The sequence below is a fragment of the Coprobacillus sp. genome (genome assembly GCF_984815275.1).
The window spans coordinates 1-16164 of record NZ_CFJNYH010000037.1 but is presented as its reverse complement, the minus strand read 5'-3'; the positions used below and the strand labels follow the sequence as shown (position 1 = coordinate 16164).

Annotated in this window: 14 protein-coding genes and 1 riboswitch; of the genes, 3 read left to right on the top strand and 11 right to left on the bottom strand. The window is 31.3% G+C overall.

All coding sequences use genetic code 11. The features are described from left to right. Position 1: 1 nt before the first annotated feature. The 6 genes from tsaD to AC5M21_RS12500 all read right to left on the bottom strand — a co-directional run bounded on the left by tsaD (position 2) and on the right by AC5M21_RS12500 (position 3695). Entirely contained in the window at positions 2-1009 is a 1008-nt protein-coding gene (tsaD, locus tag AC5M21_RS12525) for a tRNA (adenosine(37)-N6)-threonylcarbamoyltransferase complex transferase subunit TsaD (RefSeq protein WP_008787942.1), read from the bottom strand. Then, positions 1006-1455: a ribosomal protein S18-alanine N-acetyltransferase gene (gene rimI, locus AC5M21_RS12520; protein ID WP_008787941.1), complete on the bottom strand. Its 450-nt coding sequence runs from the start codon at positions 1453-1455 to the stop codon at positions 1006-1008. Before rimI ends, tsaD begins: the two co-directional genes overlap by 4 nt. Continuing rightward, complete coding sequence (gene tsaB, locus AC5M21_RS12515; protein ID WP_008787940.1) at positions 1446-2051, bottom strand: tRNA (adenosine(37)-N6)-threonylcarbamoyltransferase complex dimerization subunit type 1 TsaB; 606 nt, start codon at positions 2049-2051, stop codon at positions 1446-1448. Before tsaB ends, rimI begins: the two co-directional genes overlap by 10 nt. Next, the gene (tsaE, locus tag AC5M21_RS12510) at positions 2048-2491 is read right to left on the bottom strand and encodes a tRNA (adenosine(37)-N6)-threonylcarbamoyltransferase complex ATPase subunit type 1 TsaE (protein WP_008787939.1); all 444 of its coding nucleotides are present in this window, start codon (positions 2489-2491) and stop codon (positions 2048-2050) included. The genes tsaB and tsaE overlap by 4 nt, the downstream gene beginning before the upstream one ends. A gap of 10 nt (positions 2492-2501) precedes the next feature. Further along, positions 2502-3038, bottom strand: a complete 537-nt coding sequence (locus AC5M21_RS12505; protein WP_008787938.1) for a DUF402 domain-containing protein — start codon at positions 3036-3038, stop codon at positions 2502-2504. Between the two features lie 135 nt (positions 3039-3173). Further along, entirely contained in the window at positions 3174-3695 is a 522-nt protein-coding gene (locus AC5M21_RS12500; protein WP_008787937.1) for an energy-coupled thiamine transporter ThiT, read from the bottom strand. 71 nt (positions 3696-3766) lie between these two features. After that, a riboswitch (TPP riboswitch) is annotated at positions 3767-3868 on the bottom strand. 200 nt (positions 3869-4068) lie between these two features. Between AC5M21_RS12500 and AC5M21_RS12495 the strand changes: the two genes are divergently transcribed. Together AC5M21_RS12495 and AC5M21_RS12490 are read left to right on the top strand one after the other, a co-directional pair. Then, entirely contained in the window at positions 4069-5259 is a 1191-nt protein-coding gene (locus tag AC5M21_RS12495; RefSeq protein ID WP_008787936.1) for an acetate/propionate family kinase, read from the top strand. A gap of 267 nt (positions 5260-5526) precedes the next feature. After that, on the top strand, positions 5527-7584 hold the full coding sequence (locus tag AC5M21_RS12490) for a HelD family protein (RefSeq protein WP_017143844.1): 2058 nt from the start codon (positions 5527-5529) through the stop codon (positions 7582-7584). Positions 7585-7614: 30 nt separating this feature from the next. Here AC5M21_RS12490 and AC5M21_RS12485 read toward each other — a convergent pair whose 3' ends face one another. From AC5M21_RS12485 to AC5M21_RS12465, 5 genes are all read right to left on the bottom strand, one after another. Beyond that, on the bottom strand, positions 7615-11250 hold the full coding sequence (locus AC5M21_RS12485; protein ID WP_008787933.1) for a SpaA isopeptide-forming pilin-related protein: 3636 nt from the start codon (positions 11248-11250) through the stop codon (positions 7615-7617). 62 nt (positions 11251-11312) lie between these two features. Beyond that, positions 11313-12086 (bottom strand): hypothetical protein, encoded by a 774-nt coding sequence (locus tag AC5M21_RS12480; protein WP_017143845.1) that lies wholly within the window; start codon positions 12084-12086, stop codon positions 11313-11315. 160 nt (positions 12087-12246) lie between these two features. Then, on the bottom strand, positions 12247-12552 hold the full coding sequence (locus AC5M21_RS12475) for an AzlD domain-containing protein (protein ID WP_008787931.1): 306 nt from the start codon (positions 12550-12552) through the stop codon (positions 12247-12249). Next, the gene (locus AC5M21_RS12470) at positions 12549-13247 is read right to left on the bottom strand and encodes an AzlC family ABC transporter permease (RefSeq protein ID WP_008787930.1); all 699 of its coding nucleotides are present in this window, start codon (positions 13245-13247) and stop codon (positions 12549-12551) included. Before AC5M21_RS12470 ends, AC5M21_RS12475 begins: the two co-directional genes overlap by 4 nt. Before the next feature lie 45 nt (positions 13248-13292). Continuing rightward, positions 13293-13814 (bottom strand): hypothetical protein, encoded by a 522-nt coding sequence (locus AC5M21_RS12465; RefSeq protein ID WP_008787929.1) that lies wholly within the window; start codon positions 13812-13814, stop codon positions 13293-13295. Positions 13815-14239: 425 nt separating this feature from the next. On the opposite strand from AC5M21_RS12465, the gene glmS reads away from it, so the two are divergent. Continuing rightward, positions 14240-16042 carry a glutamine--fructose-6-phosphate transaminase (isomerizing) gene (gene glmS, locus AC5M21_RS12460; RefSeq protein ID WP_117598689.1) on the top strand — a complete coding sequence of 601 codons (1803 nt, stop codon included), beginning with the start codon at positions 14240-14242 and terminating at the stop codon, positions 16040-16042. The last annotated feature ends 122 nt before the right edge of the window (positions 16043-16164 follow it).

Below are 16164 nucleotides of genomic sequence, written 5' to 3'. Positions count from 1 at the left end.
ATTATTCACCAATACTTTCTTCTTCTAAATCATATGACGGTTTGACACTTAAGTCAAGAGACGAGAATTGCTGATGTTCATACATCACTCTGGCTGCTGAAGCTATCATAGCAGCATTATCAGTACAATAGGCCATTGGTGGAAATAAAACTTTTATTGGACTATCAGCAGTTAATTTCTTCCTTAATCCTCTATTTGCACTCACACCACCTGCCACTATAATCTCTTTCACTTGATAATCTTTAGCAGCCTTTATTGTTTTAGATACCAATACATCTAAAGCAACTTCCTGAAACGAACACGCCAAATCAGCAGGAACAATATCTTCACCACGTTGAGCAGCATTATGACATAAGTTAATTACTGCTGACTTTAATCCACTAAATGAGAAATTATATGAATCATCATTTAATGGTAATGGTAAATCATATGTGTGTTGACCACTAGCAGCCATTTTATCAATAACTGGTCCCCCAGGATATGGCAAGTGTAAAACTCTGCCCGCTTTATCATATGCTTCACCAATTGCATCATCTAAAGTTTGGCCAATGACTTCAAAAGAAAATTCACTTTTCATATAAACAAGTTCACTATGTCCTCCACTTACAACCAGACATAGACAAGGGTATTCAATATCTTCGACCAATTCATTGGCATAAATATGTCCAGCAATATGATGAACACCAATAAACGGTTTATGATAAGCCAAAGCCAATGTTTTTGCAGCCTGCATTCCAACATGTAAAGACCCAACTAATCCAGGTCCTTTTGTAACAGCAATTGCATCTATATCATTCATATTAACATCAGCTTCGTTTAAAGCTGTTTTTAAAACAGTTGAAACACATTCGACATGCATACGACTTGCGATTTCTGGTACAACTCCACCATATAAACGATGTGTATCAATTTGTGATGCGACAACATTACATAACAATTCTCGCTTGTCTTTTAAAATAGCTACTGACATTTCATCACAACTTGATTCAATTGCAAGTATTAAACTCATTCTTGTCCCTCCAATCTTTTGACCATTAAATAAGCATCTTCATGATTATCTTGATAATAATTTTTACGTATTGCCTGATTTTCAAAGCCCAGACCTTTATATAAAGAAATAGCTTTATGATTGGAAACACGCACTTCTAAACTCATAACTTCACAACCTTGAGAAACTGCTAAGGCAAGCATCTCTTCCATTAATAGTCTCCCATAACCTTGCCCCTGATAATCAGGATCAATTCCTACTGTTGTAATCTGCGATTGTTCATACATAATCCAAACACCTACATACCCAACAATCTGCTCATCTACTTCTAAAACAAAATTATATGAAAATTGATTTTCTAAAATTTCGTACATGAAATCCGAAACATCCCAAGTTGATGTAAAAAGAATATGTTCTAACTCAACAATTCTCTCTAAATCATTTATATCCATTGCTCTTATAAGCATATTTGTTTTGCCTCAACATCTTTTAAATAGCAAGGAACTAACGCATCTACATTTTCAATAGGTTCAATTTTTTGTGATAACTCATAAAGATTCTGTCCTAAATTAACCTCAGCCAAAGGAAGTTTAACAACTTCACATTGTCCTACAACCTGATATCCTTCATAAGTTTTCATAAATTCATCAAAATCTTTAATCGCAAGCAACTGTTCTTCACCTAACGCCTGACCATTCTGATAAGCACAAACAAAAACTTTCTGACTTCGTGCATCAATGACTGATACACATGTCTTCAATCCCGCATAAGCTGCCAAAGAAGATATAACTTTTATATGAATTGATGAAACCACACTCAATGTTTTGGCTATTGTCATTGCAACTCTGACACCAGTATAAGATCCTGGTCCTTTTGTAATAATCATTTCATCAATATCTAATAATTGAAGTTGATGTTTCTTAAGCAAAGATGACAAATAAGGTATAGCATTTTCTGACTGTCTCTTTGACCCAAGTTCTTGAACCATTTCTAAACATTGTCCATCTCGATACAACGCCACCATTAAATACTGATTAGATGTATCCATAATCAAGCTTGTCATAACTTCAACTCCTCTACTATATTTTGATATTGAGCTCCATTTGCTTGAAAAGCAAAAGTTCGTGATTCATCATCATTTTTGGTAATTGTAATGTCTAGTCTTTCTTGTGGTAATATGTCTTGAATATAAATAGGCCATTCAACAACACATACCCCTTCATCTTCAAACATTTCTTCAAAACCTAATTCTTCATTTTGACCTTCTAAACGATAAGCATCGAAATGATATAACGGAAGATTCCCTTGATATATCTTAACAATTGTAAATGTTGGAGAATTAATAATCTTTTGAATTCCTAATCCTTTTCCAATCCCTTTTGTAAAGGTTGTCTTCCCAGCTCCCAAATCACCTTCTAAAGTCAATATTGCTCCTGGGAATAAATATGACGCTAATTTTTCACCAAAATCAATCATGTCTTGTTGATTTACAAATGTTAACATAGTCTTCCTCCTATCTATTGTGGACTTGTTCTTGATAAATATGATACCAATGTTCAGCAAACCCTGGTCTAAATGGTCCTGACATATTCATAGCCATCTGAATCAATACATCTAACTGTTCATTTAAGATACGATCTAATTGCTCACCATAATTCATTATTGCCTTATGCTGACGATATTCTTCTTCATCTAAGATTTTATATTTATAATCTGGAAAAACCTTTAAATCTAAATCATAATCTATGTACTTCAATGCTTCACCATCATATAGAGTTGGTGAGGCAATATTACAATAAAAATGAACCCCATTCTTACGAATCATGCATATAACATTATACCATCGATTCTTGGGAAAATAACAGATTGCTGGTTCCCTTGTATACCATTTTCTTCCATCAGACTCTGTTACCAATGTTCTATTATTAATAACAATAAAATGTTGATCCGTTTCTTCAAGAACAAACCCTTTATTCCAGCAACGATGTATACTTCCATCATGTTTATAACAATGAATCAATACATCTTTTCTTTCTAAGCGTTTATTCATAAACCTACCTCTTTCTACAACATTAATATTATACACAAAATAGAGCGAATTTGAAAGGCTTATTATCATCAAGAAAGAAAGTTAAAAAGAAAACTGAGCACTCTGTCCATTTTTACAAAATACTCAGTTTTTATTTTAGTTCAATTTTAAAACTTTATTTAATCTTGGATATATAACTATAAATAATACAAAACAAACAACAAGTGTTCCTAAATTATAAGGAATATTATACGTTAAATTTCCTTGAAGTGGTGTTTGAAAAGCAAACCAACCAGCCAATAAATGAGAAATTGTTTTTATAATCATAATAATGACCATTCCCCAAGGTATATCCATTCCTTTAAAATGCCACAATGGGAAAATCCCACAAAGACCAACTAAGGCCATCGGTAAAACATAATCAAAGAATAGAGATGCTATTCCATAATAAGTTGCTAATCCGAGAACAAATTGAGCACCCAAACAAACCAAAGCTGTAATGAGACCACGAATTGGTCCAAGTAAATATGATGCTAAAAATAAAGCAATTAATGAAAACGCAATATTTCCTCCATGAGGCATTTCCGTTATTTTTGTCATTGGTTCTAACACCAATTGAATGGCAACAAACATTGCCATATAAACCATGTATTTGATTTTTGTGTTCTGTGTATTCATTTTTCTTCCTCCCTTATTCATACATCGGGAGCCAACAAATAAAAAAGCTTTCTCACGAGCGTAAGAAAGCAAAAAAATCCTATTTGCACTCTCTACGCTGGCATTACCCAGTTCAGATGGTAAGGGATAAGGTTAACAACCTCTCTCAGCAAAATGCACCCCTGGCTCGACAATATTATAGCGCATTATATAAATAATTCAAGACTTTTTCTTCACCTATCCATATTCTAACAAGTCAGTTCCTACTCATTTACAAAACATTCTTTTTCTTTTCTTTCTTATATCTTGTTTTGTTATATTTTTCACGTATTTTTTCCTAGTTTTTTTTATATTTAATGCTATAATAAAGAGGAATTAAGGGAGGAAGATACAAATGTCAAAAGTTATTGCGGTGAACGCTGGTAGTTCATCATTAAAATTCCAATTATTCGAAATGGATAATGAAACAGTTATCACTTCAGGAGTTATTGAAAGAATTGGTATGGAAGATTCAATTTTCACAATTAAGTATAATGGTGAAAAAGATGTTCGTACTTTAGCAATTCCAACTCATAAAGAAGCTGTTCATTTATTATTAGATACATTAATTGAGAAACAAATCGTTTCTTCATTAGATGAAATCAAAGGTGTTGGTCACAGAGTTGTTCAAGGTGGTTCTTATTTCCAGGAATCTGCTATTATTGATGAAGATGTTATCAACAAAATTGATGAATTAAAATCTTTAGCACCTTTACATAACCCTGCTCACTTAACAGGATATTATGCATTCAAGGAAGCCATTCCAAGTGCTGGTGCAGTTGCAGTTTTTGATACAGCATTCCATCAAACATTACAACCAAAATGCTATATCTATCCAATTCCATATAAATTTTATACTGAAAACAAAGTTAGAAAATATGGTGCTCATGGAACATCTCATTTCTATGTTTCTCAAAGAGTTATTGACAAATTAGGTCAACCAGAGCATTCTAAAATCATTGTTGCACACTTAGGTGCTGGTGGTTCTTTAACAGCTGTTAAAGATGGAAAATCAATTAATACTTCAATGGGATTCACACCATTAGCTGGTATCATGATGGGAACTCGTAGTGGAGATCTTGACCCTTCTATTATTGATTATTTAATTGAACAAGTTGGTATGGATATGAAAGATGTTATTCATATGTTAAACAAAGAATCTGGACTTTTAGGTGTTTCAGGTGTTTCTAGTGACTTTAGAGATGTCTTAAATGCTGCGAATGAAGGTAATGAAAGAGCAAAACTTGCTATTGATATCTTCTTTAGAAGAGTTATTGCTTATATTGGTAGATACTTTATTGCTTTAGGTGGTTGTGATGCGATTGCATTTACAGCAGGTATTGGTGAAAACTCAGCTTATGCAAGAAAAGAAATTCTTTCATTAGTAAGTGAAGCTTTAGGTATTGTTGTTGATGATGATGCAAACGAAAATGGTGAAGGTGAACGTTTAATTTCTACACCTGAATCAAAAATCAAAGTTTATGTTATCCCTACAAATGAAGAATTGGTTATTGCAAGAGATACAAAACGTTTATTAAACTTATAATAAATAAGAGACTTAAAAAATATAAGTTATAAAAATAATTATAGAGACATAACAAACAAAGGTATTAATCTTTAGATGTTATGTCTCTTTTTGTTATTCATACATCAATATGTCCTTAAAAATCAATGAGTTGTTTGACTTGTATAATAGCAAGATTTAGCAAAACAAAGATATTTTAAATTGATATAATAGATAAAATGAATGGAATAGTTTATACCTATAAAATATTCTTAACACTATCTTATTCTATTAAAGGAGAAAAATATCATGAATACACAAAATAATCAACATAAACAAACGATACCATTTCCAGATGAAATTATTCACTTAGAAACTATTAATAAAAAATTAGATTTATCCATAGCCGAAACAAATTCAAGAGTTGAAAGAGTCAATTATGAATATATAAATTCAAAAAAGTATATGACAGATTATCGTGGGGAACTTGATCCACACGAAATGTTTCAAAATGAATTAGCCCTTAAACAAATTGATAGAACAGGAGCATTTGCTGTTGAAGTATGGGATAAACTCATGAAAATAAAAGAATCTCCCTACTTTGCTCGAATTGACTTTCAAGAAAAGGATGAACAATTAATCGAAAAAATCTACATAGGTCGCTTTTCTTTTCTTCATGAAAATGAACTTTTGATCTATGATTGGCGTTCCCCAATTGCTAGTATGTTCTATGATTATGAAACTGGACCTGCAAAGTATGATGCTCCTATAGGCCAAATTGAAGGCGCCTTAACACTTAAGCGACAGTTTAAGATAAAGAATGGTATTTTAGAATACGCATTAGAAAGTTCTATAAACATCCAAGATGATGTTTTACAACGTGTTCTATCTGATACTTCAAGTGAGAAAATGAAATCAATTATTTCTACAATTCAAAAAAAACAAAACCAAATTATTCGAAATGAAAAAAACAACACAATTATTATACAAGGTGTCGCTGGATCAGGAAAAACATCAATCGCACTCCATCGTATCGCTTTTTTGCTATATCGCTTTAAAAATAAACTATCAGCAAGAAATATAACAATAATATCACCTAATAAAGTCTTTGGTGATTATATTTCTACTGTTCTTCCAGAATTAGGGGAGGAACCAATATATGAATTAAGCTTTGAAAATATTGCCCAAATACAACTAGAAGATATTATCCAATTTGAATCTGATAAAGATCCATTAGAAACCAAAGATATACATTGGGCAAAAAGAACACGTTTTAAATCAACATTATATTTTGTCAAACAAATGAATGTATATTTATCTGAAATTTCTAAGACTCTCTTTGTTCCAAAGGATTATATATATGATGAATTAATAGCTCCAGCTGATTTTATAAAAGAACGCTTTTTCGCTTATCAATCTTACCCAATAAAAAAACGATTACAATTAATTGCTGATGATATTTATCATCGTTTCACATCACGCAATACGATGGGATATAAAGTTCCGCGGCCTCGAACAATTCTGAGTGGCTTAAACAAAATGTTAAAAATGAAAAGCACTATTGCTCTCTATAAAGAATTTTACAAATGGTTAGATTTATCTGAGATGTTTGTATTACCTGCAAAAAAAACTTTAGAATGGTCAGATGTATATCCCTTTCTCTATCTTCATGCAGCATTTGAAGGATTACAAGAGAGTCAACTTATCAAACATTTGGTAATTGATGAAATGCAAGATTATACCCCTATCCAATTTGCTGTTATCAATCAATTATTCCCATGTCAAAAAACTATTTTAGGTGACTTTAAGCAATTGATAAATCCTAATCATCTCAATACTATTGAAGACATACAAACATTATATAATGATGCAATCTATGTAGAACTCACAAAGAGTTATCGCTCTACCTATGAAATTATTACTTTTGCAAATAAAATTCAAAATATTGATCAGTTAGAACCAGTCGAACGACATGGTGAAACTCCACAACTTATATTCTGTAAGAATAAGCAAGATGAAATGCTGAAGTTAAAAAAGAAACTAAAATTATTTCAAGCCAGTTATCGTGCATCTCTTGGAATCATTGTGAGAACAAATAGTGAAGCAAAATCTCTATACTCACAACTCTTACCAGATTATAATATCAATTTAATCTCTCCAGAAAGTACAAGATTTGAAATTGGAATTTCTATTACATCAATTCAAATGTCAAAAGGATTAGAATTTGATGAAGTTATTATTTTAAATGTTAATCATGATAACTATAAGACTGAATATGATAGAAGTCTTCTTTATATTGCTGTCACAAGATGCATGCATCAATTAACAATAATGTATGTAGAAAAACCATCTCATTTCCTCCCATAAATCTTCACTTTATAAGAATAATCATTTTTCTTAATCTTCTTTTTTAAATAATATGAATAGAATAGCACATGCTCCTATCCCCATTATAAGATAAGAGAAAATTATTGTTTGATCTTCTGTTGGAATATCTTTTTGAGGTATATTGACCTTTGGTTCATCTCCTAACGTAATAACTGGAGCCTTTACATTCATAAAAGTAATTGATTGTATTTCTCGACTTTCTGGAATAATAAATTCTGTATCAGCAGCAAGAATATAGCCGAATGGTGCTTCTACTTCGTGAAGAATATAAGTTCTTCCTACAATAAGTCCTTGTACCAAATGTCCTTCCTTTTCACTCACCCACTCATCTATAACTTTATGAGATTCTTTATCTATTACCTGAAGTTTTGCTCCAATGATATTTTCAAGCGTTTCACTATCAACCTTATTTATTTGTGTTTTTGTCACTTGATTTAAAAAATCATATGTAAATATAAGCGTATCTTGTTTCTCAGTAGTATACTTACCATCAACATAATAATGAACATTTTTTAAAAGGTATCCATCTGGCTGTTTCGTTTCTTTAACAACATATAAAGAATTAGTATCACCTACTAATTCATCATTGAGCTCTGACAGTGGCATAATTGCATATTCAGGAGTTAAATCTAATGGTAAATCTGATTGAAAAGAAACCTTTCCATCTTGACGAGAAACAATAGTCTCTAAGAGTGTTCCTGCTTCAACAATAACATCTCCATCATAATTATAAATATCTCTATTGGCAAATAATGATATCTCAGCCCCACTTAAATACTTCTTTGTTTCTTCATCCTTCTTGCTAACCTCCACAACAATCTTTTGTCGCTCATTAGTAATGCCTATATCTTCGTACACAATATCAACACTCTGTCCTTTATATGACAAAGAAAAAGTCTTGACTTCTGAGTTCAAGACATACCCATATGGTGCTTCTAATTCTTTACATTCATAATCTCCCAAAGGAAGTTCATGAGATGTTATTTTTCCTCCTTCTGTTGTTTCTAATGTTTCAATAAGTTCACCTTGCTTATACAGAACTATCCCATCGTGACTTGGATCAAGGATATCACTTTTAGCATAAATCCCAAACTTTGCGTGAGCTAATCCTCTTTCCTCATAAATAAATTTCCCATCTTTATAATCTGTTAAAACTTCACCTTTTTTCTCAATAGTTACCTTGCCCTTTACAGATTGGTCAACCAATTGAACAACTGTAATAGGTGTAACTTGGTCACTGGATATCTCATAATGATCCATAGTGATTTCAAAAGGAATAGGTTCTTTTGTAAGAACGTACCCATCAGGTGCCTCAATTTCCTCTAATTGATAATGTCCTATTTTCAATTTCGTATTCAATGTTATCGTCCCATCATCATGTGTTGTCCATTGATTAACAATAATTTGTGGAAACAACGACCAATCAATATAAGATACATATTCATTTGTATCCACATTTTTAACTTTGAAAGTTGCTCCTTTCAAAAGAACTGTTTTACCTGTTTCCTTATCTTTCTTCACAACTTTTAACAATGATTCAAAAGGAACGTTATTTACAGTTACTTTTTTAATTTGATATCCTATCTCATATAGCGAGGCATCTTTTTCAATTGTTATTAGAAAATCACTTGCTCCATAATATCCCTCAGGAGTTTTGGTTTCTTTAACACGATAAGTTCCATATGGTAATAAAGAAGTTGTTAGATATCCATTTGTATCTGTTGTTCCAACAAAATACTTATGAGCCTTATCAAATCCAACTTTCTCATATTCACTATTTAAAACAAAAGTGAACTCAGCGCCTGCAAGTCCTGGCACGGTACCTGCTTCACCATCTTTGATTCCTTCTTTAAAAATTTGTATCCGTTGACTTGCTATTGTATTACTCGTTTTTGTTTTCACAGTAACATGTGACGTTGTTTGGTTCTGGTAATGAAGAGAAACATATATAATATCAGGATTTAATATCATTGAAGGATTTGTCTGTAATTCTTTAATATAATAATTTCCCATTGGTAAATCTGTCCATTCTATATGCCCATTCTCATCTGTTATTTTCTTTGAAACAAGTTCATCTTGACTATAAAAAACTTTTGTTCCAGAGACATTTGTAATCTTTTCTCGAGCATATAATCCAAATTCTACTTGAGATAAAAAAGCATCACCAAGTTGGTGATCTGTAATAGTACTCTCTATTTCTTTTTCTAAATGAATACTTCCTAAGGGTTCTTTATCTTCAATGGTCGTTGAACTTGTAATGACAGGAGTTGTTTGATTGTCATACCTCAATGAAACTTGATAACGCTCTGTATTTAATAAATATCCAGTTGGAGCTTGCGTCTCATAAACAATATAATTTCCTAAAGGAAGATTCTTTGTTACTGCTGTTCCTTGTTTATCAGTCGTTAAAGTATCAACAACATCTCCATTATTATATAAAACTTTACCAGCAGCTGATATTATCTCCCCATCCGCCACAACATTAAATTTAGCACCAATAATTCTATCTTTATTCTCACTTTCCTTTACTACAGTTATTTTCCCTGTGGGTTCTTTATTACTTACCGTTTGACTTGCACTATCCCCAGCATTCAATGTTATTGTATAAATCGTATCATCTACTAAAAATCCTTGTGGTGCTGTTTTCTCTTGTAAATAATATATGCCTGTTGTTAAGTTATCCACCTTGATTTTACCATTCGTTACAGTTACCTCCTTATCATAATCTCCATTATTCCATAACCTAAAAACTGCTCCATTAATTAGATTTCCATAAACATCAGTCTTGGTTAACTCTAAACTTGCTAATTGTAGCCAGTCCACAGTAAGAGAAGTTGTTTTAGATGGATCTTCAACATATTCACCATATCCTGTAGATTGATAACTACCTCCTGCTTTTGCTAATATCGGACTAAAGTTATAACTTTTTGTTTGTTCTCCAGTATTCCATTTATCTAATTCCACATTCAAAGGAGCTTCAAAATGAAATTTTGTTTTACCTTTAATTGTTAAACTTCCACCTGTTTGTCTGTTTCCATTTCCTTCATTAACATAAGTTACTTCATCTGGTAAATTTATAGTTATACCAAAAATATCGCTACCACTTTTCAAAGTAATAGATTCCGTTTTTTGAATATTTCCATCTCTGAATGCAAGGACATTAGATTTAGAAAATTCTAATTCAAACGATGGAACCTTATTTTTTTCTATAAATTCCATAAAATTCTTAATAGTTTTGAATGAAGAATTATCTCCATAGTAGTAATAACTCAAAGCAAGTGATGTGACTACTATACCATGTGCTCTATTTTCAAAACCACTCCATTGTTCTGGACCACCCCATCCATAATACAATACCTTCCTAATATCAGCATTATCATAAATGGAAACTGTAATCTTTGTACCTGTTGGTGGTGTGCTTTTTGGGTGTTCCATACAAAATGCTTGTTTTCCATTAATAGTAAAATCTCCTACAATATTACTACCATATGTTATTTTTCCATTATATTCGATTTTATCTTGTTTTGGATAATCATTGCTATTAGAAATATTATTTGCAGATACATTTCCAATTGAGACTAACGAAAATGATACTATTATTATGATTGATAGTATCATTTTAAATAATTTGCTTAACTTGTTCAATATTCATTTCTCCTTTTCATTAAAAAAAGAGTATCAATATACTCTTCAATATTTTATCAATTCTATTCCCATTCATCAGGCCACTCAAAGCTCCCACCCCATCCATAATTATTACCGTTATTAAATTCTTGATAACTATCTGAATCAGGTGTTACGATAATAGAATTTTTTTTGTCAGGTTGTGATTCATCTATTTTCGAACTCGATGAACTACTTGAATTTGATTTACTCTTATTCTTACTAGATGAACCTTTACTTGAATTATTTGATTGAGAAGACTGAGAAGAAGATCCAGGATCTTTTTTCTTTTCTTCAACTACAATCTTAATATCTTTCCTCGTTTCATTTCCACTTTCATCCTTAGCAATTACATTAGCTGTGTAAATTCCACTTTTGCTATAATTCACTTTACTATCATCAATAGAAAGAGTGACTTTAGACAAATCAGTGACTTTTAATTGAGTTATATCTAACTTACCATTAAGGTTTACTTTATAACTTTCTTTTAAATCCTTAAACTCTGGTGCTGTTGTATCTACAATTTCTACTGTAGTTTCAACAGTTTTTTGATTACGTGTAAAAGATACCTTATATTGACCTATAGACAAATAAGTTTTTCCTTCTTCATTTTGGCCATCAACAGTCATTTTGACATCTTTTAAAAAGTTATCTTTATTATCTAAATAATCACTTACTTTTGTAGAAATAGATTGTCCATATTCTACAACAAACTTTTCTTTCTTTAATATCATCTTTTCTTGAGAACATCCTAATAAAATACTACTCAATAAAATAATCATGATTTTTGAGCGATGTCTTTTCAATACATTTTTCATAATATCCCACCCTTTAGATCAATATCATTTTATCATATTCTATTCATGTCTCAAACAAAAGTCACAACTCATATTAAAATAGTTGGGGAACGATTCTTGATTAGCATTATTTTTGTCTCCTTTCTCTGATAAGAAAAGGAACAAGATTTCTCTTGTTCCCTTAACAAATAAAACTCATTACATAACTTGTTAACATTGCTGCTATAGCAACAAATACCAACCCTTTTTCCTTATAAGCAAAATACATCGCAACAAAACACCCTCCAATTGCACTATATATATTTGCTGTTGCATAAATAATACTTGGAAACGTTAAAGCGGATAAAACTGCATAAGGCACATAATATAACAATGATTTTAAAAATGGTGATGTTATTTCTTTCCTAAAGAGTGTTAATGGTAACATTCTTGGCAAATATGTAAAGATAGCCATAATTGCAACACTTATAAATATGTATTCACTCATACACTATCCTCCTCAAGAGGATAACGCCATGCACCATAAATTGCACCACTTAATGTTGCAATAATCAATTTAAAACCACTCGATAAATGATCAAACATCTGACCATAAAAGAAAATAACAGACATAACAGCACTTATAAAAACAACTTCTAATATTTTGCGTGACTTCGTTGCTGGTGGAACAATAATAGCTAAAAACATTCCATACAAAGCAATTCCCATTGCATTTTGTAATGCAACTGGTAAAAAATTCATTAATACCTCACCAGCAAATGCTCCACATGTCCATCCAATAATAGGCAATAAAATAAATCCAGACATAAAACGAAAAGTTAAATTTCCATGCTGTAAAGAAGCTAAACTAAAAGTTTCATCAGTAATACCAAACGAAATAATCATTCTTTGCAAAGTACTCATTTTCTGATCGATTTTTTGACTCAAAGATAATGACATTAAGAAATATCTAGCATTAATCATTAACAATGTTAACGCCATCTCAATATAAGATGCATTTGTCAGCATTAAAGAAACACCTGCAAATTGTCCAGATGATGTTAAATTGGTCATCGAAATCAATGTTGCTAAACCTAGTGGCAAGCCACTTGAAACAACCAGTACACCAAATGAAAAAGAAACTGGAAAATAGCCCAATGCTATTGGTATCCCCTTTTTACATCCACATAAAAACTCTTCCATCTATAATTCCCCCACATATATGACCTAATCATACATGAAAGAGAATTACTTATCAAATAGATTTTTTTCTACAAACTCTAAAATTTCTTGTTGATCAGTTAAAACATGATAAAATGGTTTTCTTAAATCTAACCTTTGAATATCTATGGAACGAATATCACTTAATTGAATACGGCAATACGTTATATGTTTGTCTGTTTTTATTGTAATATCCTTCTCAAATGAAGGATTAGCTGGTGTTGAATCCTCTTTAATAGATGTACAGGGAAGAACTAACATCTTATATCCCATATCCTTTAAAACATAGCACCAATGTCCATCCATTAATTCTTTAGGAAACCCTCGTCCAATATTGAAATATGCCAGTTCATGGATATGTGGTCTTTTATGAACATGATAATAAGTTTGATCACAATCTCCATCTTTTACAAGATGACAATAGAAATATTCTAATTGATTGGTTTGATGCAATAAAGCATAGCTATACTTTTCTACATCATAGACACCAGATTCTTTTAGTTTCTTGAGTGATTTATTCATTTCCATTAAATTTGTTTCTATACTCATAATAACCCTCCTACTTATATATTCAAAATTTTTTCTCATTTTTCTTCTTTTTAAACAAACTTTTTTAAAAAATTTTTAAAATCTATGTAAAACGTAGGAAATCTGACTTATTTTCGATAGAAAATATCACAATTATTCCTAATATCACATAAAATAGTCATATAGTGTCATATTGTTTTCACAATTTGAAAACTATAAAAAAAAGATTCATGTATAATGAATTACGTTATTGAAGAAGGATGAAAGAAAATAGCGCCAGGACTCTTAGGAGTTGACGAGGACCAGATTTATCGAAAGATTCGGCGGATGATCTGGAGGTATGATGCTACCTAAACGATGAGCAAAAATAATGAGTAATCATTAAACAAATATCATCAAGCATAACTTCATTCAATAATAAAAAAATCTAATGGAGGTATGTTTTTATGTGTGGAATTACAGCGTATTGCGGTAATGGTTTTGCTTTACCCTTTTTAATGCAAGGATTGTCTAAACTTGAGTATCGAGGATATGATAGTGCTGGCATAACAATTCTTGAAAATGAAGGTTTAAAAACGATTAAATGTAAGGGACGATTAAAAAATCTTGAAGATAAGCTTCAAGATTATCACTTGGAAGGACATGTTGGAATTGGTCATACAAGATGGGCAACTCATGGAATTCCTTCAAATTTAAATTCTCATCCTCATACAAATGATGATGAAACAATTTCTTTAGTTCATAATGGTATTATTGAAAACTATCGTGAATTAAAAGAAGAACTAATCAAAAAAGGATATCAGTTTCAATCAGAAACTGATAGTGAAGTTGTTGTTCATTTATTAGATGAATACTTTGAGGGAAATCTTTTTGAAGCCACAAAGAAAGTTTTAAAAAGGATTGATGGTAGTTATGCCTTATGTATTGTTTCAACATTAGAACCTGATAAAATCATTGTAGCCAAAAAAGATAGTCCATTAATTATTGGAAAAGCAGATGGAGCCTATGTAGCTGCAAGTGATATTCCAGCTTTATTGGAATATACAAAAGATGTTTATTTCTTAAATGATTATGAAATGGCTATTTTAGAAAATGAACATATCGAATTTTATAATCATGATGGAAATCCCATAACAAAAGAATTAGTCACAATTCCTTATGATTTAGAAGCTGCTCAAAAAGATGGTTATGATACTTTTATGTTAAAAGAAATCTATGAACAACCACATGTGATTCAAGAAACATTAAGAGGGCGTATTGTTAAAGATAAAATTGTTCTTGATGAACTACAGGAGATTGATTTCATTAACTATAATAAAGTTTACTTTGTGGCTTGCGGAACAGCTTATCATGCAACGCTATGTGGTTCTCAAGTTTTAGAAAGAACCACAAAACTCCCTGTCATTGTTATGGTAGCAAGTGAATTTAGATATAATGATCCACTTATTGATGAGCATACTTTAGCTATTTTTGTATCACAATCTGGGGAGACCGCCGATACTTTAGCTGCACTTCGTTTAGCCAAAGAAAAAGGCGCAACAACAATTGCGATAGCTAATGTCTTAGGAAGTACAATTTCTAGAGATGCTGACTATGTTTTATATACATGTGCTGGTCCAGAAATTGCTGTTGCTTCTACGAAGGCTTATACAACTCAATTGGTTTTACTCATGTTACTCGCTTATTATATAGCTCAAGTTCTTGGAAAAGATATTGATCATGAATTAATTGATCAATTAAATACAATCCCTCAATATGTTGAGAACATTTTAAATGATCATGCTATCTTTGAAAACTATGCAAAAATGTTAGAAAATCTTCATGATGCTTATTTCATTGGAAGAAGTTTAGATTATGCAAGTGTTTTAGAAGGTGCATTAAAACTCAAAGAAGTCTCTTATGTCCATGCTGATGCTTATATTGCTGGAGAATTAAAACATGGTCCAATTGCTTTAATTGAAGAAGGTTCCGTTGTAATCGCAGTCGCAACACAACCACATATTGCAGCAAAAACAATAAGTAATATTCAAGAAACAATTGCCAGAGGAGCAAAAGTTATCCTCTTGACAACACATCGTGAAGAGATTAAAAATGTTGAAAACACTTATTATTTACCAAATGTTTCTCCAACATTGCAGTCTATTTTGGTTGCTATACCTTTACAATTAATGGCTTATTATACAGCTTGTATAAAAGGTTGTGATGTGGATAAACCACGTAATTTAGCTAAATCTGTAACTGTAGAATAATATTGAAAACTCCATCTATGGAGTTTTTTATGTATAAAAAAAGAGAACGCATAACATTCTCTTCATATCTTATAAATCACAAATGCCTGTTCCTTCTCCATACATTGCATACCAGTCACTAT

Coding starts and splice junctions, on each gene's coding strand:
- tsaD (WP_008787942.1), bottom strand. CDS start 1,009: ATGAGTTTAATACTTGCAATTGAATCAAGTTGTGATGAAATGTCAGTA.
- rimI (WP_008787941.1), bottom strand. CDS start 1,455: ATGCTTATAAGAGCAATGGATATAAATGATTTAGAGAGAATTGTTGAG.
- tsaB (WP_008787940.1), bottom strand. CDS start 2,051: ATGACAAGCTTGATTATGGATACATCTAATCAGTATTTAATGGTGGCG.
- tsaE (WP_008787939.1), bottom strand. CDS start 2,491: ATGTTAACATTTGTAAATCAACAAGACATGATTGATTTTGGTGAAAAA.
- AC5M21_RS12505 (WP_008787938.1), bottom strand. CDS start 3,038: ATGAATAAACGCTTAGAAAGAAAAGATGTATTGATTCATTGTTATAAA.
- AC5M21_RS12500 (WP_008787937.1), bottom strand. CDS start 3,695: ATGAATACACAGAACACAAAAATCAAATACATGGTTTATATGGCAATG.
- AC5M21_RS12495 (WP_008787936.1), top strand. CDS start 4,069: ATGTCAAAAGTTATTGCGGTGAACGCTGGTAGTTCATCATTAAAATTC.
- AC5M21_RS12490 (WP_017143844.1), top strand. CDS start 5,527: ATGAATACACAAAATAATCAACATAAACAAACGATACCATTTCCAGAT.
- AC5M21_RS12480 (WP_017143845.1), bottom strand. CDS start 12,086: ATGAAAAATGTATTGAAAAGACATCGCTCAAAAATCATGATTATTTTA.
- AC5M21_RS12475 (WP_008787931.1), bottom strand. CDS start 12,552: ATGAGTGAATACATATTTATAAGTGTTGCAATTATGGCTATCTTTACA.
- AC5M21_RS12470 (WP_008787930.1), bottom strand. CDS start 13,247: ATGGAAGAGTTTTTATGTGGATGTAAAAAGGGGATACCAATAGCATTG.
- AC5M21_RS12465 (WP_008787929.1), bottom strand. CDS start 13,814: ATGAGTATAGAAACAAATTTAATGGAAATGAATAAATCACTCAAGAAA.
- glmS (WP_117598689.1), top strand. CDS start 14,240: ATGTGTGGAATTACAGCGTATTGCGGTAATGGTTTTGCTTTACCCTTT.